Source organism: Lysinibacillus sp. UBA5990 (assembly GCF_002429815.1).
In the GTDB taxonomy this organism is placed as follows: domain Bacteria; phylum Bacillota; class Bacilli; order Bacillales_A; family Planococcaceae; genus Lysinibacillus; species Lysinibacillus fusiformis.
This window is the reverse complement of sequence record NZ_DJAY01000016.1, coordinates 105,542-127,629: the sequence shown is the minus strand read 5'-3', so window position 1 is coordinate 127,629 and position 22,088 is coordinate 105,542. Positions and strand designations below refer to the sequence as shown.

Annotated in this window: 20 protein-coding genes and 1 other annotated feature; of the genes, 7 read left to right on the top strand and 13 right to left on the bottom strand. The window is 36.7% G+C overall.

All coding sequences use genetic code 11. The features are described 5' to 3' along the window. The first annotated feature begins 100 nt into the window (after positions 1–100). Together B3D94_RS22395 and B3D94_RS22390 are read left to right on the top strand one after the other, a co-directional pair. Positions 101–508: a globin gene (locus tag B3D94_RS22395; RefSeq protein WP_031418760.1), complete on the top strand. Its 408-nt coding sequence runs from the start codon at positions 101–103 to the stop codon at positions 506–508. Next, positions 501–1,310, top strand: a complete 810-nt coding sequence (locus tag B3D94_RS22390; protein WP_069480134.1) for a DsbA family protein — start codon at positions 501–503, stop codon at positions 1,308–1,310. Before B3D94_RS22395 ends, B3D94_RS22390 begins: the two co-directional genes overlap by 8 nt. A 386-nt stretch (positions 1,311–1,696) precedes the next feature. On the opposite strand, the gene pepF is transcribed toward B3D94_RS22390, so the two are convergent. From pepF to spxA, 4 genes are all read right to left on the bottom strand, one after another. Then, positions 1,697–3,514, bottom strand: a complete 1,818-nt coding sequence (gene pepF / locus B3D94_RS22385) for an oligoendopeptidase F (RefSeq protein WP_291760998.1) — start codon at positions 3,512–3,514, stop codon at positions 1,697–1,699. Between the two features lie 53 nt (positions 3,515–3,567). Next, entirely contained in the window at positions 3,568–4,689 is a 1,122-nt protein-coding gene (locus tag B3D94_RS22380; protein WP_291760996.1) for a competence protein CoiA, read from the bottom strand. A gap of 176 nt (positions 4,690–4,865) precedes the next feature. After that, a complete protein-coding gene (gene mecA, locus B3D94_RS22375; protein WP_008181512.1) occupies positions 4,866–5,534 on the bottom strand; it encodes an adaptor protein MecA in 669 nt (222 codons plus the stop codon). A 435-nt stretch (positions 5,535–5,969) separates the two neighbouring features. Next, positions 5,970–6,365, bottom strand: coding sequence for a transcriptional regulator SpxA (gene spxA, locus B3D94_RS22370; protein ID WP_025116803.1), 396 nt, complete (start codon positions 6,363–6,365; stop codon positions 5,970–5,972). Between the two features lie 486 nt (positions 6,366–6,851). Continuing rightward, positions 6,852–7,077: a binding site (T-box leader), on the top strand. Between the two features lie 61 nt (positions 7,078–7,138). Here spxA and trpS point away from each other — a divergent pair. Next, positions 7,139–8,128 carry a tryptophan--tRNA ligase gene (gene trpS / locus B3D94_RS22365; RefSeq protein ID WP_069480131.1) on the top strand — a complete coding sequence of 330 codons (990 nt, stop codon included), beginning with the start codon at positions 7,139–7,141 and terminating at the stop codon, positions 8,126–8,128. 337 nt (positions 8,129–8,465) lie between these two features. Here trpS and fabF read toward each other — a convergent pair whose 3' ends face one another. Together fabF and B3D94_RS22355 are read right to left on the bottom strand one after the other, a co-directional pair. Next, on the bottom strand, positions 8,466–9,707 hold the full coding sequence (gene fabF / locus B3D94_RS22360; protein WP_069480130.1) for a beta-ketoacyl-ACP synthase II: 1,242 nt from the start codon (positions 9,705–9,707) through the stop codon (positions 8,466–8,468). Between the two features lie 30 nt (positions 9,708–9,737). Beyond that, positions 9,738–10,676 (bottom strand): beta-ketoacyl-ACP synthase III, encoded by a 939-nt coding sequence (locus B3D94_RS22355; RefSeq protein ID WP_069480129.1) that lies wholly within the window; start codon positions 10,674–10,676, stop codon positions 9,738–9,740. Between the two features lie 384 nt (positions 10,677–11,060). Between B3D94_RS22355 and B3D94_RS22350 the strand changes: the two genes are divergently transcribed. After that, positions 11,061–11,255 carry a YjzD family protein gene (locus B3D94_RS22350; RefSeq protein WP_025116798.1) on the top strand — a complete coding sequence of 65 codons (195 nt, stop codon included), beginning with the start codon at positions 11,061–11,063 and terminating at the stop codon, positions 11,253–11,255. A gap of 49 nt (positions 11,256–11,304) precedes the next feature. Here B3D94_RS22350 and B3D94_RS22345 read toward each other — a convergent pair whose 3' ends face one another. Continuing rightward, complete coding sequence (locus B3D94_RS22345) at positions 11,305–13,431, bottom strand: ATP-dependent Clp protease ATP-binding subunit (protein WP_083244599.1); 2,127 nt, start codon at positions 13,429–13,431, stop codon at positions 11,305–11,307. Positions 13,432–13,700: 269 nt separating this feature from the next. Between B3D94_RS22345 and B3D94_RS22340 the strand changes: the two genes are divergently transcribed. Then, positions 13,701–14,387, top strand: coding sequence for a Crp/Fnr family transcriptional regulator (locus tag B3D94_RS22340; RefSeq protein WP_258267813.1), 687 nt, complete (start codon positions 13,701–13,703; stop codon positions 14,385–14,387). 59 nt (positions 14,388–14,446) lie between these two features. On the opposite strand, the gene B3D94_RS22335 is transcribed toward B3D94_RS22340, so the two are convergent. Together B3D94_RS22335 and B3D94_RS22330 are read right to left on the bottom strand one after the other, a co-directional pair. Continuing rightward, the gene (locus B3D94_RS22335) at positions 14,447–14,755 is read right to left on the bottom strand and encodes a metal-sulfur cluster assembly factor (RefSeq protein WP_036123413.1); all 309 of its coding nucleotides are present in this window, start codon (positions 14,753–14,755) and stop codon (positions 14,447–14,449) included. Between the two features lie 53 nt (positions 14,756–14,808). Further along, positions 14,809–15,573 (bottom strand): prolyl oligopeptidase family serine peptidase, encoded by a 765-nt coding sequence (locus tag B3D94_RS22330; RefSeq protein ID WP_291760982.1) that lies wholly within the window; start codon positions 15,571–15,573, stop codon positions 14,809–14,811. 121 nt (positions 15,574–15,694) lie between these two features. On the opposite strand from B3D94_RS22330, the gene B3D94_RS22325 reads away from it, so the two are divergent. Further along, a complete protein-coding gene (locus tag B3D94_RS22325) occupies positions 15,695–16,504 on the top strand; it encodes a Cof-type HAD-IIB family hydrolase (RefSeq protein ID WP_291760979.1) in 810 nt (269 codons plus the stop codon). A gap of 144 nt (positions 16,505–16,648) precedes the next feature. After that, positions 16,649–17,506, top strand: coding sequence for a DegV family protein (locus B3D94_RS22320; protein ID WP_069480125.1), 858 nt, complete (start codon positions 16,649–16,651; stop codon positions 17,504–17,506). Positions 17,507–17,607: 101 nt separating this feature from the next. Here B3D94_RS22320 and B3D94_RS22315 read toward each other — a convergent pair whose 3' ends face one another. The 4 genes from B3D94_RS22315 to B3D94_RS22300 all read right to left on the bottom strand — a co-directional run bounded on the left by B3D94_RS22315 (position 17,608) and on the right by B3D94_RS22300 (position 22,022). After that, a complete protein-coding gene (locus B3D94_RS22315) occupies positions 17,608–19,074 on the bottom strand; it encodes an alpha-amylase family glycosyl hydrolase (protein WP_291760974.1) in 1,467 nt (488 codons plus the stop codon). A gap of 199 nt (positions 19,075–19,273) precedes the next feature. Then, a complete protein-coding gene (locus tag B3D94_RS22310) occupies positions 19,274–19,642 on the bottom strand; it encodes a YisL family protein (RefSeq protein WP_012292941.1) in 369 nt (122 codons plus the stop codon). A gap of 186 nt (positions 19,643–19,828) precedes the next feature. Continuing rightward, positions 19,829–20,731, bottom strand: a complete 903-nt coding sequence (locus tag B3D94_RS22305; protein WP_025116790.1) for a fumarylacetoacetate hydrolase family protein — start codon at positions 20,729–20,731, stop codon at positions 19,829–19,831. Between the two features lie 124 nt (positions 20,732–20,855). Continuing rightward, on the bottom strand, positions 20,856–22,022 hold the full coding sequence (locus B3D94_RS22300; protein WP_291760967.1) for a DUF418 domain-containing protein: 1,167 nt from the start codon (positions 22,020–22,022) through the stop codon (positions 20,856–20,858). Positions 22,023–22,088: the final 66 nt, after the last annotated feature.

The window sequence follows — 22,088 nt, the reverse complement described above, 5'->3', positions numbered from 1 at the left end:
GTTGATAGAATGAAGGTAGTCACAAGAAATTCACATTTTAATGATGACGGAGTATGTAAATGATACTTTACGATATAAAGATTAAAGGAGCATATAACTTATGAGTCGAAAATACACTGTTCCTTATGAGGAGCTGGGGGCTGAAAAACTGGCAGAGCTTATTCATGCATTCTATAAAAGAGTTGCTCAGCATCCTGATCTTATTCCAATCTTTCCAAAGGATTTAACAGAGACAGCCCGTAAGCAAATTCAATTTCAAACACAGTATTTAGGTGGACCAAATCTCTTTACTGAAGAACATGGACATCCAATGATGCGTGCACGTCATATGAATTTTCCGATTACACCAGACCGCGCACAAGCTTGGCTGGAATGTATGTCAGAAGCTATGGATGAAGTAGGTTTGGAAGGGAAGTTCCGTGAAACTTATTATCAACGTTTAGTATTAACAGCTCATCACATGGTTAATACGCCTAATGACGATGAGGGGGAATTGTTACGTGAATAATATTCAAATGCTACAAGAACCAACGCCAACGATTTCTACTGCCAATAAGCCTATTGAATTGTATATTTTCGTAGATCCACTTTGTCCTGAAGCTTTTAGTATGCAAGCTGTACTTCGTAAATTACAGCTTGAATACAACCATTACTTTACTTGGCGTTTTGTTCTAAGCACTGAGCTTACTTCTTTAAACTGCTTAAGTAAACGTGTAAAGGGTTGTATATCAGGCATAGAGTTAGATATTAATCACCCTGTATTACCTTCTATCGCTATTAAAGCGGCCGAATTACAGGGCAAACGCGCAGGTGCACGATATCTATCGAAATTACAAGAATATGTATTACTAAGCCATCAAGATGTAAACTCCTATGCTACTCTTTTAAAGATCGCAGAGGATATTCAACTAGATATGAATGAATTTACCGTTGACTTCGGCTCAAAGGAAGCAGCACGAGCTTTCCAATGTGATTTATACATTAAACGTGAAATGGAAGTTGACGAAGTCCCAAGTATCGTATTTTTCAATGAATGTATAGAAGATGAGGGACTAAAGGTTAGTGGTAGCTATGCCTATGAAGTTTATGAACATATTTTAGAAGAAATGCTCAATGAGCAGCTTGTACGTCAGCCTTTACCATCAATAGAGGACTTATTTTCACAATTCCATACACTTTCTACAAATGAAATAGCATTTATCTATTCATTAACAGAACAAGCAGCCGAACGTGAACTAAAGAAACGTATGCTGCAACAAAAGATTGAACGAATCCAGACAACTCACGCTACATTATGGCGTCTTAAATAATACACGTTAAGGACTTAACTAATAATCATTAGTTGAGTCCTTATTTTATTACATAAAAACAAAGAAACGCCTCTATCCTCGACCGATAGAGACGCTTCTTTTTCACAAAGGGGATGGGAGAAATGTTCACGTTCAAACAAAGGGGTGTATGTTTGTTTTGTGATTTATTTCACAAGAATTACTCTATCATGGAATAATATATTTAGCAATGAATCCAATACTAGATTCACAAATTTGTCAAATAGAAAGCGATTTCAAACAGTATTTTTCCAAGATGCACTCTTTTAAAGTATTTATAAATCAAAAAAAATCATTATTCTTTCCATTCAATTAAAGCTGTCTAAAAAAAAAATCAGGCTATAGGAAGATTCCTATAGCCCAATCAATTAGTTATTCAACAATAATTTTTCTAATTCATTCAAACGCTCTTCAAATACTTTACAAGCATCCTCTATTGGCTTAGCAACGTTCATATCAACACCTGCTGCCTTTAATACTTCAATTGGGAAATCCGAGCAACCTGCTTTTAAGAAGTTATTAATATAACGTTCTACAGCCGGTTCACCCTCCTCTAAAATCTGTTTACTCAATGCTGTAGCTGCTGATTTGCCTGTCGCATATTGATAAACATAGTAATTATAGTAGAAGTGTGGAATACGTGCCCACTCTAAACCAATTTCCTCATCCACAACCATATCATCACCGAAGTATTTTTTATTAAGTTCATAATACACTTCAGTCAATCGATCGGCTGTCAAAGACTCACCGTTCTTATCCATTTGATGAATTAGGTGTTCGAATTCAGCAAACATTGTTTGTCTGAAAACTGTACTTCTGAAACCGTCTAACCAATGATTTAGCAAGTAGATTTTTTGTTGAGGGTCATCAATGGTTTTAAGTAAGTAGTCGTTTAATAGTTCTTCATTACATGTCGAAGCAACCTCAGCGACAAAAATAGAGTAATCCCCATAAACAAATGGCTGATTATTCCTTGAATAATAACTATGAACACTATGACCAAATTCATGTGCTAACGTAAAGAGATTATTCACATTATCTTGCCAATTCATTAGAATATAAGGATTTGTTCCATAAGCACCGGATGAGTATGCACCACTTCGTTTCCCTTTATTCTCTAAAACATCTACCCAACGGTTATCTAATCCGTTTTGAACGATATTTTGATATTCCTCGCCTAATGGCGCTAAAGCCTTCACTAAAATATCTTTAGCCTCATCGTAAGTAACCTTCATTTCTACTTCTTTTACAAGGGGGGCAAATAAATCCCACATATGCAATTCATCCACACCTAAAAGCTTCTTACGTAACGAAATATAACGCTGCATCGCAGGTAAATGCTTATGGATGGTTTCTACTAGTTGATCATAAACATTTTCAGGAATGAAATTATTAGACATTGCTGCCTCACGTGCAGAGTCATAATGTCGAATACGAGCACTCACATTATGTTTTTTCACATTCCCTGTTAGCGTTGACGAGAACGTATTTTTAAACTTGCCATATGTTTCGTACATAGCTTTAAACGCACCTTCACGAACAGAGCGATCTTTGCTCTCTAAAAACTTGATATAGTTACCATGCGTAAGTTGTACATCTTCCCCTTCTTCATTTTTCACATAAGGGAATTCCAAATCCGCATTATTTAACATACTGAATGTATTAGAGGCAGTGCCTGTTACCTCAGACATTTGAGCGAGTAATGCTTCCTGTTCCGCTGGTAAGACATGTGGACGTGCCATTGTAATTTCTTTTAACGATTGCTTATACAATTGTAGGTCTTGATTTTCAGCTAAATAGCTTTTAATTGTTTCTTCATTTAATGCCAAAATTTCTGGAGTTAAAAATGATAGACCAGCAGAAATACTAGTTGCCAATGTTTGAATACGGCTATTCATATCTTGATAAAAACTATTTGTCGTATCCTGATCATAACGCATATGAGCATATGTGTAGAGCTTCATCGCGCGTTCATAAATATGATCGTGATATTGTAAAGCCGCTAATAATGCCTGTGCTCCATTATTTAAAGTGCCTGCAAAACTAGATGCTTTTTTAGCAAGCTCTGCAACTTCCTTGAACTCATCTTCCCAAAGTGCATCTGATACAAAAATATCCTCTAATCGCCATGTTAATTCTTCAGGTACTTCATCTCGTACTAAAATTTGATTACTGTTACTAGCCATGTGCATGCCAGCCCCCTTTATATGTGCTTTTTTCCCTATACTCTCATATTTTCTCAGTATATTGCGGCAATTGCAAATAATTGTGCGTACACTATCTCACAAATATCCTCTAATTTCTGATCTTGGTCTATCACTTTCAATATTAGGCTATAGTGTTGAACAGCCTTTACTGCCTGTTCCGTATATTCTAAATGAGATTGTATTAGAAAATCTTGAATATGGTGTTTTTTTAATTCATATGGCTCTAAACCTAACTGTTGACTAAAATGCAACAGCATCGTTTGCCATTCACTTGCAAATAGCGAAATTGCTGTCCCTTCTTTTACGGGTATACCGACATAAGAGGGCATTGCCGAAATAGAAAAATTCACCTCATAACAACTTCGTAAAAATGAATCCTGCACGCCTTGTTTACTATGTAGGAGGCGCCTATTTGCAAATTCCTGGCAAGCATGTTTATATAGCTGCCAATACTGTTGAAATTCTTCTAAGGAAATGCAAGTTGGTAAATAAAATGGAAAGCGTTGCTTATCTATTGAGATTTTTTGGACTTTACCTATAAAAGTATGCCCATGCACATGAAGGAGATTCGTCCAATATTCAAAATGGGCTGTTTTGGCATTATAGGTCATTAAATAAGGAAGGCCAGTTGAAGTGTTCATGAATGACTTCTGTAGTAATGGAGGAATGCTTATTTTTCGAATTCCATTGATTGCTTCGTATCTTTGAGGAGTTAAAAAGAGCCAAATTGCTTGAATGTTATTTTTTTCATAGCCTGTCGTCCGTTCCTGCCATTTATGATGAGTAATTGGGCTACATTGAAATTCCAGTGCGACGTTGTTATTCTCTGAAGCAATGAGTAAATCTGGACGCTGAGAAAGCTCTGTTAAATAGGGCTCCAACTTCACTTTATGTCCTAGTTTTTGTAGCCATTCAAACAATTGAATTTTACCTTGTAAATGAAGTTTTGATTCACCTTCTGCAAATAATTTCGGACATTGACTTTTCGTATGATGTGCAAAATGTGGGATATTATAGGAACCAATTTTTAAATGAACTGGTTCTAGACATTGAGGACAAAAAAATGTCATCTGGCGCCTATATTTCTGCAATGCCTTTCTCGTATATTGATATGGGTAAAAAAGCTGCTGTAGATTATTATAGGCAATCAGCATAAAATCAGCTCCTTTTTGGCCAACTATAGTAAAAATTAGTAGCTATCACAAATTAAAAGCTGTTTTTTCTTGAAATTTATGAAATGCCACTATTTTGAGCCGTATAAAAAAACTGTAGTGAATCTCGATAAAATTACCGAGTTCACTACAGTCTAAAAAATCAAGTAAACATATGCTTAAGCAAAGTATTTTCGAACTGTCTCAAAGCAATTAAATTCCATAATTTTTTCGCCGTACTCTTCTAAACGATGAATCGTAAAATTAGATGGCGTTAAAAATTCTTTGATGACCGCATTTCGATCGTGACGGTTTAACTCTTCATCTGCATTACCGAAATCAACCACTAAATAGTACCAATTTTCATATTTAAATAATGAGGAATCCACTAATTCGTCTGTCATTCGTTTTGCAACAGGGATTAACTCATCAATATCTTTAAATTTATATACATAAATGTCTGTATCCATAAATAATTCTGATTCATCCATGTCACCAAATTGAGTTAGTTGGCTAAGAAGATCATCCCCAACTTCATCGAATGGTGCAAACATCTCTTTGTGTTCATCAAAATTCGAATGACCATCTAATGTTTCACCGTCTTTTAAGATATGTGCACGTGTGACAATGATTTCTAAGCCTACTTCAGATGCATTGATATGAATCCAAATCGGACCTTCTACATCAAAATAATCCTCCGTATTTACTTCATCAATCATATCCCAAAAAAGCTGTTCACCCTTTGCTCGATTGTACCAGATTTCTTCACGACTATAGCCGCGATCCTCTATATCATTGTACGTAATAAAGAGCTTAAGTGTATTTTCATTTACACGTTCGATGTCCACTAGACCTCATCTCCCTTCACTGTCATATGTCGAAAAACAGTTTTGTTTCATTAGTATGCTTTTATTCTTTGTTTTTAACCTTCATACTGCATTTGTTTTTCAACCTTTGACCACACCAGTAAAACCACACGAGGAACTGCAAACATTAAAATTTTTTATTCACAGTTGTCTCTAACACTATTGTATGCTGTTCTGTCATAAAATGAAAAGGATATACACCGTTTCACAGAAGATATTTGAATTATTGAAATTGTAGTAAACTATTTAACTTAAATCAAGTTTAACATACTTTAACGGAAATATATGACTTTGCCCTATTAATTATTATACTTTATATAGAAGGTTTTACATAAGTAAAACATAAAAAAATAGATGTCACAATATGCATCTCACATCTGTAACATCTACTACTTATTTTATTCAGAATAGATAAAATTAATTCACCATTCTTTGTGCTTCTTGCAACTGATATGCTCGAACTTTTCGAGGTAAGAAACGACGAATTTCATCTTCGTTATAGCCAACTTGTAGACGTTTTTCATCTAGAATGATTGGTCGGCGTAATAAACCAGGATATTCCTGAATTAATTCATATAAACGTTGTAAAGGTAAACTTTCCACATCTACATTTAATTTTTGGAATATTTTAGAACGCGTTGAAATAATTTCATCTGTGCCATCTTCCGTCATACGTAAGATTTTTTTAATTTCACTAATACTTAGTGGTTCAGAAAATATATTACGTTCTGTATAGGGAATTTCGTGCTCCTCAAGCCATGCTTTCGCTTTACGGCAAGAGGTACAACTTGGTGATGTAAATAGAGTTACGATCATTCGTTCTGACACATCCTTTCATTTTGTAATCATATCTATAAACCAGTGTGTTAAATTAGAATTAATGTAATGTAAAATACACAGTACCATTATACAGCACTCCGCTGTTTTTGAATATAGTTCCAATAAAAAAAAGAATGAGCGTCTCGCTAAATTTTCTGTCTTTTTATATACCTTTTAAATGTATATACTTTTTTCACAACATTCCGAACTACTACTACTATTCCCACTTTAAGTGTATTTTAAACATCTTTTTACGTCACTCTGCTGTTCTCATTTATCTAAAATAAACGAGAAAATTGTCAATTCGACGTGTACACCACAAGTTAATTTTAATAAAAAGTTTCTTTTTATAACAAATTTACACAACAAAAAAAGCATATATTTTTTTCTCTAAAAAAAACACCGCCAAAAGTCTGACTTTACACAATGAAATCTTTATAATATAATTCAATGCAATAAAATCAATTTAATCTTAAATTGAGAAAAACGCTGACGAAGAGTAGTACATATGTTAATTACACGTTTAGAGAGTCTGTGGTTGGTGAAAACAGATCGTGGGGCATATGGAATGGACTTCCGAGTTAGCTTTGTGAACGTTTCATGAATAGAAACTACTAGCAAGGCTCGTCCCTTCACGTTACGAAGCTGAGTGGCCGTTAAGGCAAGCTGGGTGGTACCGCGGATTCAAACATCATTCGTCCCTTCATTAGAAAAAGTCTAATGAGGACGCGTGATGTTTTTTATTTGAATTCGAGGAGGAAATTTTCATGACAACCATCTTTTCTGGTGTACAGCCTACAGGAATTGTAACTTTAGGGAACTACTTAGGAGCCTTCAAGCAATTCCCTGCCCTTCAAGATGAAGGGGATGCTATTTATTGCATCGTCGATCAACACGCTATTACAGTTGCTCAAGATCCAAAAGAATTACGTGAAAGTATTCGTAAGCTTGCTGCTACTTATATTGCAACTGGCATCGATCCTAAAAAATCTACATTATTTATACAATCAGAGGTGCCAGCACATGCTCAGGCAGGATGGATGTTACAATGTGTTGCATCTATTGGTGAGCTTGAACGTATGACACAATTTAAAGATAAATCTCATGGTAAAGAAAGCGTCTCTGCTGCTCTTTTAACATATCCACCATTGATGGCTGCAGACATTCTACTTTACAACACAAATATTGTCCCAGTAGGTGATGATCAGAAACAACATATCGAGTTAACACGTGATCTAGCAGAACGCTTTAATAAACGTTATGGTGACGTTTTAACAATTCCAGAAATTCAATTACCAAAAGCCGGTGCTCGCATTAAATCTTTACAAGAGCCAACAAAAAAAATGAGCAAATCTGATCCAAATACAAAGGCGACAATCCGATTGCTAGATACAGCAAAAGACATTGAGAAAAAAATTAAATCAGCTGTTACTGATTCTGATGGTATCGTAGCATTTGATGTTGAAAATAAACCAGGTGTTTCAAATTTATTAACGATTGAATCGGCTATTTCAGGTATTTCTATTAATGATCTAGTTAAAAAATATGAAGGCATTGGTTATGGTGGCTTCAAACAAGGTGTAGCTACTGCTGTAATCGATCACCTAACGCCAATTCAAGACAAATTCTATCATTTAGTAGAATCCTCTGAATTAGACTTCATACTTGATGAAGGTGCTGAAAAAGCAAATGCAATTGCCAGTGCTACATTAAAACGTATGGAAGAGGCAATGGGTCTAGGTCGTGCATGTCGCTAATCATTTATAGCTTATCTGACGTTCGATCAAAACCTATATCAAGAACGACAGCACATATGATGATACAAGCACCAACCGCCATATAAAATTCCGTTGTTTGAAAAATAAATTTGAACACAACTTTCCAAGAATAACCTAGCGTACGGTAATTTAAATACAATATAAGATTCCCTACTGAGAGGATCATGAGACCATAGCTTACTAAAAATAAAAAGAGACGGAACAATGTAACGGCATCCTTTCTATTTCTTCTTACTTATCATTTATTCACAAAACTATAAAAAAAGACGTCAGCCGTTTAAATTTGGCTGACGTTTTTTGAGTTTAGATGTTCTATTTATGCTTCATATTTTTTAAATAGAAGACTTGCATTATGACCACCAAAACCAAGAGAATTACTCATTGCATATTGAATCTTTGCTTTTCTCGCTTCATTTGGAACATAATCTAAATCACAATCAGGATCTGGATCTGTTAAATTAATTGTTGGTGGTAATATACCTTCTTTAAGTGCTAGAGCGGTAAAAATAGCTTCTACGCCCCCTGCTGCTCCTAATAAGTGTCCTGTCATAGACTTTGTAGAACTCATAGCTAGGTTATAAGCATGGTCGCCAAAAGCCGTTTTAACAGCTTGTGTTTCAAATAAGTCATTATATGGCGTACTAGTGCCGTGTGCATTAATATAATCAACTTGAGATGCCTCTACACCAGCATCTGTCAATGCTTGCATCATTGCACGTGCCGCACCTTCACCCTCTGGAGCTGGAGCAGTAATATGATGAGCATCTCCCGTTGCACCATAACCTAAAACTTCCGCATAAATTTTAGCACCACGAGCTTTTGCATGTTCGTATTCTTCTAAGATAACAATACCTGCACCTTCGCCAATAATAAATCCATCACGGTTTTTATCAAATGGACGGCAAGCTTCTTGTGGATTTTGATTTAAAGATAATGCAGTATTGGCACAGAAACCTGCCACTGCCATCGTTACGATTGGTGATTCCGCACCACCTGAAATCATAACATCTGCATCCCCACGTTCAATAACTTTAAAAGCGTCCCCAATTGAGTTTGTGCCAGAAGCACATGCAGTTACTGAGCAAGAGTTAATTCCCTTTGCACCAAAATGAATCGACACTTGACCTGACGCCATATCTGGAATCATCATTGGAATGAAGAATGGGCTAACTCGTCTTGCCCCGCGCTCTTGGAATGTTAAAAACTGTTGCTCATATGTTTCCATTCCACCAATACCCGAACCAATCCAAACACCAGCACGTGGAGCTAGCTCCTCATCAATTGTTAGCTGTGCATCTTCCATAGCCATGATTGAAGCAGCTAACGCATAATGTGTAAAGCGGTCCATCTTTCGAGCTTCTTTACGATCAATATATTTTTCAATATCAAAATCTTTCACTTCTGCTGCAATTTTGGCTGCAAAAAGATCTTTATTTAAACGTGTTAGCTCACCAATGCCAGATTTACCAGCTTTAATGTTCCCCCATGTTTCTTCGATGCTATTCCCTAGTGGTGTAACTGCGCCAATTCCTGTAATTACTACTCGTCTTTTACTCATTGTCTTACTCCCCTCAAGCATTTTTCCTACTTATTTTCCCCATCTCATGGCTACGGCACCCCATGTTAAGCCGCCACCAAAACCAACAAGGACTAATAAATCATCCTCTTTAATTTTACCTGCTTCAAGCTCATCTACCAAGGAAATACCAATCGATGCTGCAGAAGTATTTCCGTATTTATGAATCGTTTTTGACATTTTTTCTGGTGGTAGCTCTAATCGCTCACGAGCAGATTCCATAATACGTATATTTGCCTGATGCGGCACTAAAAAATCTACGTCTTCTTTTGTTAATCCTGCTTTATCTAACACAGTGACAGCCGATTCACCCATTTGACGTACAGCAAATTTAAATACTTCACGACCATTCATGGCAATTGTGTCTTGTTTTGTTAAATAAAGATTTTTACCGCCTGTGCCATCTGCACCAAGCTCAAATGATAAAATACCTCTACCTTCAGATACTGGCCCTATAACTGCTGCGCTCGCGCCATCACCGAATAATACTGCTGTATTTCGATCATTCCAATCAATGACTTTTGACAGCTTTTCAACACCTACTACTAAGACATATTTATAAGTGTTTGCCTCTACAAAATGTTTAGCTGTCACTAAACTATATATAAATCCTGCACATGCGGCTGCTTGATCCATCGCCGCAGCATTTACTGCTCCGAGTTGTTCCTGAACCATACATGCTACACTTGGGAAAGTTTGATCCTGTGTGACAGTTGCTACAAGTATTAACCCAATCTCCTCAGGCGTAATACCCGCTTTTGCAATAGCTTCTTTAGCAGCGGCTACTGCTAAATCTGAAGTTTCCTGATCATCTGCCGCAAAATGACGTTCTTCAATGCCTGTTCGCGTACGAATCCACTCATCCGAAGTATCCATTATTTTTTCTAAATCAAAATTTGTCACGACTTTCTCAGGAACGTATTTGCCTATTCCTAAAATACCAGCGTTCATATAGCAACCCCTCAGCTTTCTTACTATCAATTATTAGTAACTGGTCATAATTATAACGCATAGTCAAGGAATGACGCAAGATGATTTAAAATTATTGTACGTTGAACGAGTCGTTTTTTGTTATTGAAAGTAGGCTTAGGCTTATACTGCGTATAGCGTGAAGTCTATAGAGTTTCCAAATACCTTTTTTCAGGTTTGCATACTTTGGCAAATTGAATGCCTCAAAAAATACATGAGAATTATAAAATGCAAAACCTTGTATTTGTTGTGACAAATTCGCCATGTTTCACATAAAAGATTCATTTTTTTTCGATTTATGTTATGATATGATAATGAATATGAGTAAAAACTTATGATGAAAAAAGTTCGGTTGAGGTGAAATTAATGCAATATATCGTAACGTTCGTATGGTCATTCCTACTAGTTTCTATGTTAAACTATGTAGTCAGCTCTGTACTTGGTGCACCATTTGATTTTAAGACAGGGGCAATCGTTTCAGTTGTATTCTCCATCTTAATTTTTATTATTGGAGCAATCATTCCAAACGATCCTACACCAGAGGCTGCAGACCATCATTAATTCAGCTAGAAAAAACCTGTTCCGCATTATGCGAAACAGGTTTTTTCTGCTATTTTTCCACTATACAATGGCCATCATGCATTTTTACATGCAATGTTTCTCCAGGCAATACCTCGCCTCGTAGCAGTTCCATAGCCACAGCCGTTTCGATATGTCGTTGTACAAAGCGTTTTAGTGGTCTTGCCCCAAATTGAGCATCTGCTCCTTGTAGGACAACCCAATCAATTACTTCTTGGTCGACAGCTAATGTAATTTCTTGTTCTGCCACACGTTTAATTAACTGCTCCACATACTTCCAAGCAATTGCTGTAAAGTGCTTATTTGATAAGGCATGGAAAAAGATAATATCATCCATACGGTTTAATAACTCTGGTTTGAAATGCTGTCTGAGAGCTGTCATAACCAAGTCTTCAACGCTTGGATCGTCATCTTTAGCCTCCATTAAATAACTAGAGCCGATATTCGATGTTAAAATCACGACGGTATTTGTAAAATTGACCATACGCCCTTGACTATCTGTAATTCGACCGTCATCTAAAATTTGCAATAAAATATTAGCCACATCTGGGTGTGCTTTTTCAATTTCATCTAATAACACTACAGAATAAGGGTTACGACGTACAGCTTCTGTTAATTGACCGCCTTCCTCATAGCCAATGTAACCTGGAGGAGCACCAACTAAACGAGACACGCTATGCTTCTCCATATATTCGCTCATATCAATACGAATAAAATGATCTTCTGAATCAAATAATTGAGCAGCTAGTGCCTTAGCAAGCTCTGTTTTACCAACACCTGTTGGACCTAAGAATAAAAAACTACCAATTGGCCGATGCGGATCTTTAATACCTGCACGGGCACGCCATACAGCCTCTGTTACTAATTGAACAGCTGTATCTTGTCCAACTACCCGTTCATGTAATGTTTCTTTTAAACGCAATAGTTTTTCTCGCTCGCCCTCCACTAGTTTTGTCACAGGAATACCAGTCCAGCGAGAAACAATTGCTGCAATTTCTTCAGCTGTCACTTCTTCACGTAAAATACGGGTCTCTGCACCGCTTTCTAATTCTTTCTCGAGCACCTGAATGTCTTTTTCAAGTGTTGGAATCTTACCATGACGTAATTCAGCAGCTTTATTTAAATCATACTTACTTTCCGCCTCATCTAAATCACGGCGGTATTTATCTAATGTCTCCCGTTTTTTCTGAATATCATGTAGCTTTTCCTTCTCTGCTTCCCATTGTTGCCGCATCCCCTCAGAGGACTCTTTTAACTTAGCCAATTCCTCTCGTAATTGCTCAAGACGTTTTTTACTCGCTTCGTCCTTCTCCTTACGTAACGCTTGTTCTTCAATCTCTAGTTGCATAATACGTCGAGTCACGGCATCTAGTTCCTGTGGCATTGAATCAATTTCTGTACGGATCATTGCACATGCCTCATCAATTAAATCAATCGCCTTATCTGGTAAAAATCGCTCTGTAATATAACGATTGGAGAGTTCTGCTGCAGCCACAATCGCGCGGTCATGAATACGTACTGCATGATGTAATTCAAAGCGTTCTTTTAAGCCTCGTAAAATAGACACAGTATCTTCAATTGAAGGCTCGCGTACAAGAACTTGCTGGAACCGACGTTCTAAGGCAGGATCTTTTTCAATATACATACGATATTCATCTAATGTAGTGGCACCGATACAGTGTAATTCTCCACGGGCTAGCATGGGCTTTAACATATTTCCTGCATCCATTGCACCATCCGTTTTGCCTGCGCCTACAATTGTATGAATTTCATCAATAAATAAAATGATCTGTCCTTCTGAATCCTTAACCTCTTTTAACACGCCTTTTAAACGCTCTTCAAATTGGCCACGGTAGCTTGCACCTGCGATTAAGGCACTCATATCCAGCTCGTATAGCACGCACTCTTTCAAGCCCTCTGGTACATCACCCTTCACAATACGTTGCGCTAAACCTTCTACAATCGCTGTTTTACCAACTCCTGGCTCACCAATTAATACAGGATTATTTTTTGTTTTACGTGTTAAAATACGAATGACATTTCGAATTTCCTCATCGCGCCCAATGACAGGATCCATTTTGCCATTTTTCACTTCTTCTATTAAATTACGTCCAAATTGCTCTAATGGCTTTTGATTATCTGTTTGTTGAAATTGCATAACTAGCACTCCTTTACTTTAATATTTCGCATAATTTTTATACCCATTGTGGTTCTTTTTAAAAGTTTGACCTTCTTTGACTAACTTTATTTTACATCACTCGACAGTTCTTCGCAAAGAAATAGCACTAAATTTTTACACTTATTCTTGAAAATTTACGTTATAATAACTGTATGTTTCTATGTTTTAGTATCGAAAAGTCCACTGTCCTTTTGTAATAATCGCCATTTATTACAAAAAGAAAGCGATGTGTTGGAGATATGGTTTCAATGGATAATATGTTTGAAAAAATTATGGACCTTTTTCAAAAGCATGGTGTTTTTATCAAAGTAACTAAAGGGAATAAAATTTTTCTAGAGGGCGAACGGTCAAAGGAAATATACTATATTAAGTCAGGTGTTATATCGATTAGTCAAGAAACCGAAACTGGCAAGGAATTGACGATTCGTATATGTGGTCCTGATAGTATCATTGGAGAAGGTTCATTATTTTGTAACCTTGTCTATAACTCCATGACTGCAAAAGTTTTAGAATCTGCTACGCTGTATGTTTTAAGTCGAAAATCATTAGAACATTTACTAGAAGAACAGCCTACGATCATGGTGGAATATATGAAGTGGCTACAAACAGAAAATTTAAAGCATCAAAGTCGTTTGCGTGATTTAGTGTTAAATGGGAAAAAGGGTGCCTTGTTTTCAACACTCATTCGTCTATCTAATACGTATGGTAAACCTTTAGAGGATGGTTCCATTTTTATTGAGTTTCAACTAACGAATACGGAAATTGCTAATTTGTGTGCGACTAGTCGTGAAATGATTAATCGTATGTTGAATGATTTAAAAAAACATGACATTTTGACTTTTGACAAAGGCTTTATTACTATTCATGATTTACAATTTTTAAAAAATGAGATTGCCTGCGAAAATTGTCCATTACAAGTATGCCGTATCGATTAATTCGTTACATGCTAAATCCCTGCCTATTTATAATAAGCAGGGATTTTTAATAAATAATATTAGCGTACACCCAATGCCATTTTTGCATAGCGTGACATTTTATCTTTTGACCAAGGTGGATTCCATACAATGTTTACATTTGTACTTTTCACTTCTGGAAGTTCATTTAATGCTGTATTCACTTGATCCACAATCACTGGGCCAAGGGGACACCCCATCGATGTTAGCGTCATTGTAACCGTCGCTACACCTTCATCATCTAATTCTACATCATATACTAAACCTAAGTTGACGATATCAATTCCAAGCTCAGGGTCAATTACGTTTTCTAATGCACCTAACATGCTATCTTTCATATCTTGATCCATTCCCATTTCTCCTTCCATCATAGTGTTAACCTTATCATAGCAGATGCATCATATTATGCCAAATGCTCTGCAAGCCAATCTGTTGCTGCCAGCATTCCATCACGTGGTACAGCATGTCCAGCCTTTTTATTCACCATGAATGTTAAATTTTCAGGGTTTGCTTGATAGTATTCCCGTAAGGTTTCATAAAATTTATATGTTTCATGGAAAGGTACGGTTTTATCTAATTCACCGTGCCAAAAGAAAATCGGGCGTCCGGCAAATTTTTCAGGAGTTAGACTGACATCATAGGTTGCTAGGACTTCATTAATCTTTTGAACATCTTCCTCTGTCATGGGCCAATTGACACCACTTTTTGTGAATTGTTGCAATTGGTATTCACCCAATTTTATAAAACCAGGCGCACCCATACATATTGCAGCCGTTTGAATCCAATCATAAAGCTTAAGACAACCTGATGTCACAATACCACCCATGGACGTACCTGCTATGCCAATTTTATGATGAGCTAATAAATTTTTATTCTTTAATTCATTATATAATTGTTCCACTTCATGAATAGAATTTATAACAATGTCCCAAAATTTCAAGTTCATTTGTATATCTGAGAGGCCTTCGCTACGGTCACCATGAAATTTTGCATCTGGTAATAGGACACGCACCCCTTTATGCACCAATTGATATGCATAGTGTAAGTTATGTTCTTTTGCACTCATAAAGCCATGTAAAAAGATCACTACCGGGGTATCTTCATTCATATTGTCTGTATGTATATGTAATAAAGGAATATTTCCCCACATTTCTTTTTCTACAAACATTCTTGTCACTCCCAACTCTTGTCTCATCTTTATGTTAGCAAACTTTTTTCACTGTGACAAAATTTTGACGAATGAAAGACAAAGAGATACTATTCAAACTATAGGAAAGGGGCAACGAGCTATGAAACCGCATTTAATCGTATTGGATTTAGATGGTACTTTATTAACAGACCAACAACAAATTTCCGCAAAAACAAAAAAATCATTATTGCAGGCTAAGGAACAAGGACATCAAGTAATGATTGCAACTGGCCGTCCATACCGTGCCAGTGATATTTATTATCATGAGCTTGGGCTTACAACACCAATAGTCAACTTTAATGGCGCCTATGTGCATCACCCTAAAAATGCCTCTTGGCAGCATATGCACACTCCCATTGATTTAAGTGTTGTCCATGATGTCGTTAATTCCATTAATAGTTATGAGTATGAAAATATTATCGCTGAGGTAAAGGATGATATTTATGTACACACAGAGGATGATCGCATCTTAAATATTTTTAATATGGGTAATCCCAAAATTACACTTGGGGATTTATACACACATCTCTTAGATAATCCTACAAGTTTACTGATACAGGCAAATGAAGACAATTCTGTCATTATCCGCGATCACTTACAGGCAGTGCACGCTGAAGTTATTGAACACCGTCGTTGGGGCGCACCTCTTCATATTATAGAAATTGTTCGACGTGGATTAAATAAAGCAGTAGGCATTGCACATGTAGCGAATGATTTAGGTATTCCACGTGAACGTATTATTGCATTTGGTGATGAAGACAATGATTTAGAGATGATCGAATATGCTGGACTTGGCGTAGCGATGGGGAATGGTATATCCAGCCTTAAAAATATTGCCAATGAAATCACTACTACAAATAATGATGATGGGATTGCAAAAATACTCATCGAACGCTTGAAATTATCATAGTTAAGTAGTAAGTTCAAGTTACCATACCATTTTTACCAGTTTAACTTTATTCAGTGGTACCCCTTCCGGTTGATTTAAGTGAGTACCGACTGAATAAAGCTAAAAAGGCTTTAAAAAGTAAGTTGAAATTAGGGGGACAAGAGAATGAAGATTTTTACGGATAGTGGATGTGATCTACCAAAGTCTTACTATGAAGAAAATGATGTCGTGCTACTCCCTTTACGAGTGCAATTGAACAACAAAGAATATGAAGATGTCATTTCCATTGATTCCAAAGAGGTTTATGATGGAATCCGTCAAGGTGCCCAACCCAAAACATCTCAAGTGTCGCCAGAGCTTTTTTTGAAGCACTTTGAAGATTTAGCTAAAAATGAAGAAGAAGGTATCTATATTGCCTTTTCATCAGAATTATCCGGCACATATAGTACTGCTCAAATGATTCGTAATCAAGTATTAGAACAATATCCTTCATTGAAGTTAGTCATTATCGACTCTAAATGTGCATCACTAGGACATGGTCTTGTTGTGGAAGAAGCTGTTCGGCTTAGAAATTTAGGTACCTCATTTGAAGATGTAGCGTCTAGAATTAGCGCTTTCGCTCCTCAAATAGAGCATTTATTTACAGTTGAAGATTTGGACTACCTTGCTAAAGGTGGCCGTGTCTCAAAAGCTAGTGCCTTTTTAGGTGGCCTTCTAAGCATTAAACCTATTTTAAATGTTGAAGATGGCAAACTTGTACCGATAGAAAAATCACGTGGTCGTAAAAAAGCACTTAATCGTATGCTGGATTTAATGCAGGAGCGTGGAGGTAACTTTACGAATAAAATTGTTGGTATTAGTCATAGTGATGATATGGCCTTTGCCAATGAAGCAAAAGCATCCATTCAGGAGCGTTTTTCTCCTCAGGCTGTTCAAATTACGATGATTGGCTCAGCCATCGGTTCGCATGTAGGGCCAGGCACTATCGCGATTTTCTTCACAAATAAGAGCTATGAAGGCTAAACCATGATAGCTCGGAATTGCCGAGCTGTTGGAGCATTACTAAATTAAAACAAAAATAGCATGTTAGGATGACTCCTAGCATGCTATTTTTTGTTTAGATATTAAGAAGCGTCTTGTTCTTGACGACGAACTTTTCCTCGTTTAATGATGATTACAACAAAGCCAATAAAGATAACCCAAACTAAGCCCAGGGCAACCATATACGGAACGTTTAGCCCCTCATCATTGCGAACCTGATAAATCTCTACCATTTCTCTGTCTAAAATGACTGGATACACTTGCTTTTCGTTTATACGAACTTTTTCCTCATGTAAAATCCCGTTTAGCATTTTCCCTTCACCCAGTTGTTCTGGTGTTAAGTCCACGCGTTGTGTTTTGCTCGTATTATTGACCATAATTACCCATTGCTCTTCATCTGAAGTACGCGTAAAGACAAGTAGACCATTTTCATTTGTAATGACGTTAAAATCACCATTACGTAAAGTGGCAGACTGATTTCGTAAGGATTGAACATTTTTAATATAGTCAATTAATTCTTCATCTGTTTTAAAGTTATAAAGTTGATGTGTATCAGGTTTAGCTTCCCCGTTCATTGCAATTTCTGTACCATATTGGACAACTGGAGTTCCTGGCATCATAAATAAAGCACCCATAGCCATTTTTAAACGTGTAGGCGGGAACATGTTTTCATTCGCAGAATCGAATGTAAAACGGTGGGTTTCTAAAGAATCCACCATAATTTGCGTCGGTTTTTCTCCTGAAAACGGCTCTGTTAATTTAGATGAGTCCATATCAACATTCTTAAAGATATTGCGATAAATTTCTGCTGTCGCTGGTGAGAAGGTTGCATCAAAATCAGCCTCGCTCGCTTCATTTGTTATGACATAAAGAGATGCTTTTGTCTCTTTTAATGCTGCTATCATTTTATTGATAAAATCCGTATCAGCATCTGAAATATGAGTTAATCGAATTCCACCAATTTCATATGTAGAAACAAAATCGATTGCTGATTGAATAAGTGCTTCTTGCACATCTGTATTCGTTAAATCCCATTGAACTTGTCCATTATTCGTAGAAGCAATCCAGTCTGCTTTCGCAGTATCCTTTGCCCATTCATGATTAGGACTTACATCATTGAGTGGAAAATCCACCATTATAGACATATTTTTAGCTTTGTAAGCCTCTACAACACTTTGAAATTCTTCTGCAGTCCCAAAATGGCGTTCAATCGTAGAATAGCTTGTTAGCATGGATCCATCATATTTCTCTGTGGAATAAATAGGTCCAATGGAAACAATCGTATAGCCCATTTCACCGATAAATTTTAATTTATCTTGTAAACCTGTAAAATCCCCTCCTGCAAATTTCGAAGGGTCTTGCGTATTTGTATCAAAATCGTTTGCGCCCGAGCCATTAAAGAAACGGTCAACGAGTAAATCATAGATGCTCTCTTCTGCAATCGATGTTGTCACTTTTTCATCCGCATGTGCTACAGGTGTAGCACTTACGAATGTAGTAGCTAGTAAAAGTGATGCAGCTGTCGCACTTATCCACTTCTTGAATTTCACTGTTATTCCCTCTCTTTCAAACCAATCCATCGTCATTTTACCAAATATCACTGTCACGTCGCTATCTTTTCAAAAGATTTTACGAAAATGCGGAAGGAATTACGGCAAAAAGGTGTCCGTTCCCTTCCATTTCAGTATGATCGCAGTTTTTAATAAAATAAAAGCCGCGAAGCAAATACTTCACGACTTTCACCAAATATTATGCTAAGAAATTTTGACCCATTGGTAGCTTGAAGCCTAGGAACAATGTAATCAATAAGAATACTGCAAATAAAATCCAAAACATGCCAGTTGGTTTGTTTTTCTTTTGGCGTACTAAAACCATTTCCATCATACCAATTACAAGAATACCACCTATGAATTTAAAGCCGTAAAGCATGCCCATGTTGTAATTCATGCCTTCAATGAATAATGCCCCACCTGTAATGATAATTAGTACATAAAATAGACGCAATGTCATATGTAAGCCTTTTGATTGCTTGCCCATTAGCGCAGCGATTAAAAAGATAACAATAGCTACTACCCACGTAGTAATATGCAAATGCGTTTGGCTAGTTAAAAAACCCATGTTTGTCCCACCTCATTCATTTTTCTATCAAACTCTATCCTACCATGCGATGGAAAGGGTTTCAAACATTACAATAGTGTTCACATAATTTACACCATTTGTGACGTAGAAACTCCCTAAAAAGCAACTTACACGTGAAGTAATAAAAAAATCCGCGGAGTAAAGACTCACGCGGATTCCCAATTATTATTCAAAATGGTTGACTAAAGTACCGATGCCTTGAATAGATACTTTTACCGTATCTCCAGCCTTTAAGAATTGTGGCGGGTTCATGCCTTTTCCAACTCCTGCTGGTGTACCTGTTAAAATAACATCACCTGGCTCAAGTGTTACATGCTGAGATAGGATAGATACTAAAGTTTCAACTGAGAACATCATGTCCTTCGTCGAGCCATTCTGGCGCACTTCATCGTTTACCTTTGTGACTACTGTTAAGTCCTGAGGATTTGGAATTTCATCCTTTGTCACAAGATATGGTCCAAGCGGACAAGTGCCCTCCAAGCTTTTACCTAAAAAGAATTGTTTATGCTTCTCTTGTAAATCACGAGCTGTTATATCATTGGCAATTGTATAACCAAAAACATAATCATATGCTAAGTTTTTCGGAATGTTTTTACCGCGTTTTCCAATTACAATAGCAAGCTCCCCTTCATAATCCATTTTCGATGAAAGGTCTGCGTGAATGGAAAGTGTTTGTCCATCTGCCGCAATAGCCGTTGGCGATTTTGTAAATACCATTAATTCCGTAGGTGCTGCTTCTGCACCCATTTCTTTGGCATGTTCATTATAATTTTTACCTATACACATAATATTTTTTGGTGTACGTGGAATTGGTGAAAGCCACTCGATTTCTGTAAATTCACGTTTAAAACTATTAGCACGATCAGATTTTTCAGCTGCTTCTACTAATTTACGAATCTGTTCAACAAAATCAAAGCCTAGAGCAATACCATCTACAATAGAACTTGAAAAAGAAGGGAGAACTTGAAGTTCATTTTGAATAGCGAGTACATCCCATACCGCTTCTTCTTTTTTTACTTTTGGTCCAAAGCTTACATGTCCACCTAATTTGAATGATAAAATTTTCATGATTGAAAGAGCTCCTTCTTTTTTCTACATGATACAACAATATGATAGAAATTGCCTCACTTTTGCGACAATAATTTTATAAGTTGTTATATATTCATAAATTATGCATGTGAAGCGGAATATATTATCGTATTTCCACTTTTTCCTTATACGTTAATTTACGCCATAAAGCCTCTAAAGGACCTTGCTTCCATTTTGATAACCAAATTTCGGCTATGATCATTTGCACAACAATTATTCCAATGGCAATGAATACGCCTGTTTCTACACTTACCTTCCCATACCAGCCAAAGCCAAATTGATAGAATAAACACGTGCCGATAATGGATTGCATAATATACATCGTTAACGACATCCGACCGATTTTGCCAAAAGGACTAAGTAGCTTAGGTACAATTGGTAACAGGCAAAGTAGCACTATGATCGCGATATAGCCCACTGAAAGAATGGGGCCACCTATGTATACCTTTAAATAATCAAATAAATACGTCCGTGTAAACATAATTGGTAAACTTTTAATCGTTATACCTATAATCAACCCAGTAATCGCAAATGCTAGCCATAGCCATTTTAATTCTTTTGCTCGCTCTACTAGACGCCATTTTGATGCAGCTGCGCCTATTAACATATATGGTAAAATAGTAAACAATGCCGCAAACCACATCCCTATACCTGCTTGCGTCGATAAGTCTGTTAAGCGTTGCATAAAAGCATCTAGCCAGTTTCCAGTACCGTAAGCTGTAATCGCCTTCTCTACAGATACAATATCTAAATAGTCATCCACCTTCGTAGTAAACTGCATAATGCCTATGACAAATAACATAAAAACTTGCATCAAACCGTTAATTATAAGTGCACTAACCACTAACCAAATAGGGCTTAAACGTAGTAAAAGCACTAAAAATACCCCACAAAATGCGTACATCATTAAAATATCGCCCCACCATATTAGCACGGCATGTATGAAACCAAAGGCAAATAATACAGAAAGTCTACGTAATCCTAGCGTATAGAAATTTTGCCCCCGACTTTGTGCTTTTTGCCACTGCATGGCAAGCCCATATCCAAATAGCATCGCAAACAGCGGATAAAAGCTACTTTGTACATAAATATCTAAATTTTTCTGCCATACGATATCTGATGGTGTTGTAAACCAAGATGCTAAATCAATATGCGGCATTGGCAAATAAAAGGTATACATATTTACAAGCAAAATGCCTAATAAACTAATACCTCGTAAAATATCTAATGTTGCTAGTCGATCCTGCAACATTGTCGGTTTGAACTCCACAAAATAGCCTCCTCTTAAATAGCAGCTATGGTTGAAGCAGAGCAAGCAAAAAATTGCATCCTCCGC

Coding starts and splice junctions, on each gene's coding strand:
- trpS (WP_069480131.1), top strand. CDS start 7,139: ATGACAACCATCTTTTCTGGTGTACAGCCTACAGGAATTGTAACTTTA.
- B3D94_RS22335 (WP_036123413.1), bottom strand. CDS start 14,755: ATGGATCAAGATATGAAAGATAGCATGTTAGGTGCATTAGAAAACGTA.
- B3D94_RS22345 (WP_083244599.1), bottom strand. CDS start 13,431: ATGCAATTTCAACAAACAGATAATCAAAAGCCATTAGAGCAATTTGGA.
- B3D94_RS22355 (WP_069480129.1), bottom strand. CDS start 10,676: ATGAACGCTGGTATTTTAGGAATAGGCAAATACGTTCCTGAGAAAGTC.
- B3D94_RS22350 (WP_025116798.1), top strand. CDS start 11,061: ATGCAATATATCGTAACGTTCGTATGGTCATTCCTACTAGTTTCTATG.
- pepF (WP_291760998.1), bottom strand. CDS start 3,514: ATGGCTAGTAACAGTAATCAAATTTTAGTACGAGATGAAGTACCTGAA.
- fabF (WP_069480130.1), bottom strand. CDS start 9,707: ATGAGTAAAAGACGAGTAGTAATTACAGGAATTGGCGCAGTTACACCA.
- B3D94_RS22330 (WP_291760982.1), bottom strand. CDS start 15,573: ATGTTTGTAGAAAAAGAAATGTGGGGAAATATTCCTTTATTACATATA.
- B3D94_RS22305 (WP_025116790.1), bottom strand. CDS start 20,731: ATGAAAATTTTATCATTCAAATTAGGTGGACATGTAAGCTTTGGACCA.
- B3D94_RS22310 (WP_012292941.1), bottom strand. CDS start 19,642: ATGGGTTTTTTAACTAGCCAAACGCATTTGCATATTACTACGTGGGTA.
- B3D94_RS22325 (WP_291760979.1), top strand. CDS start 15,695: ATGAAACCGCATTTAATCGTATTGGATTTAGATGGTACTTTATTAACA.
- B3D94_RS22395 (WP_031418760.1), top strand. CDS start 101: ATGAGTCGAAAATACACTGTTCCTTATGAGGAGCTGGGGGCTGAAAAA.
- B3D94_RS22380 (WP_291760996.1), bottom strand. CDS start 4,689: ATGCTGATTGCCTATAATAATCTACAGCAGCTTTTTTACCCATATCAA.
- B3D94_RS22340 (WP_258267813.1), top strand. CDS start 13,701: ATGGATAATATGTTTGAAAAAATTATGGACCTTTTTCAAAAGCATGGT.
- B3D94_RS22320 (WP_069480125.1), top strand. CDS start 16,649: ATGAAGATTTTTACGGATAGTGGATGTGATCTACCAAAGTCTTACTAT.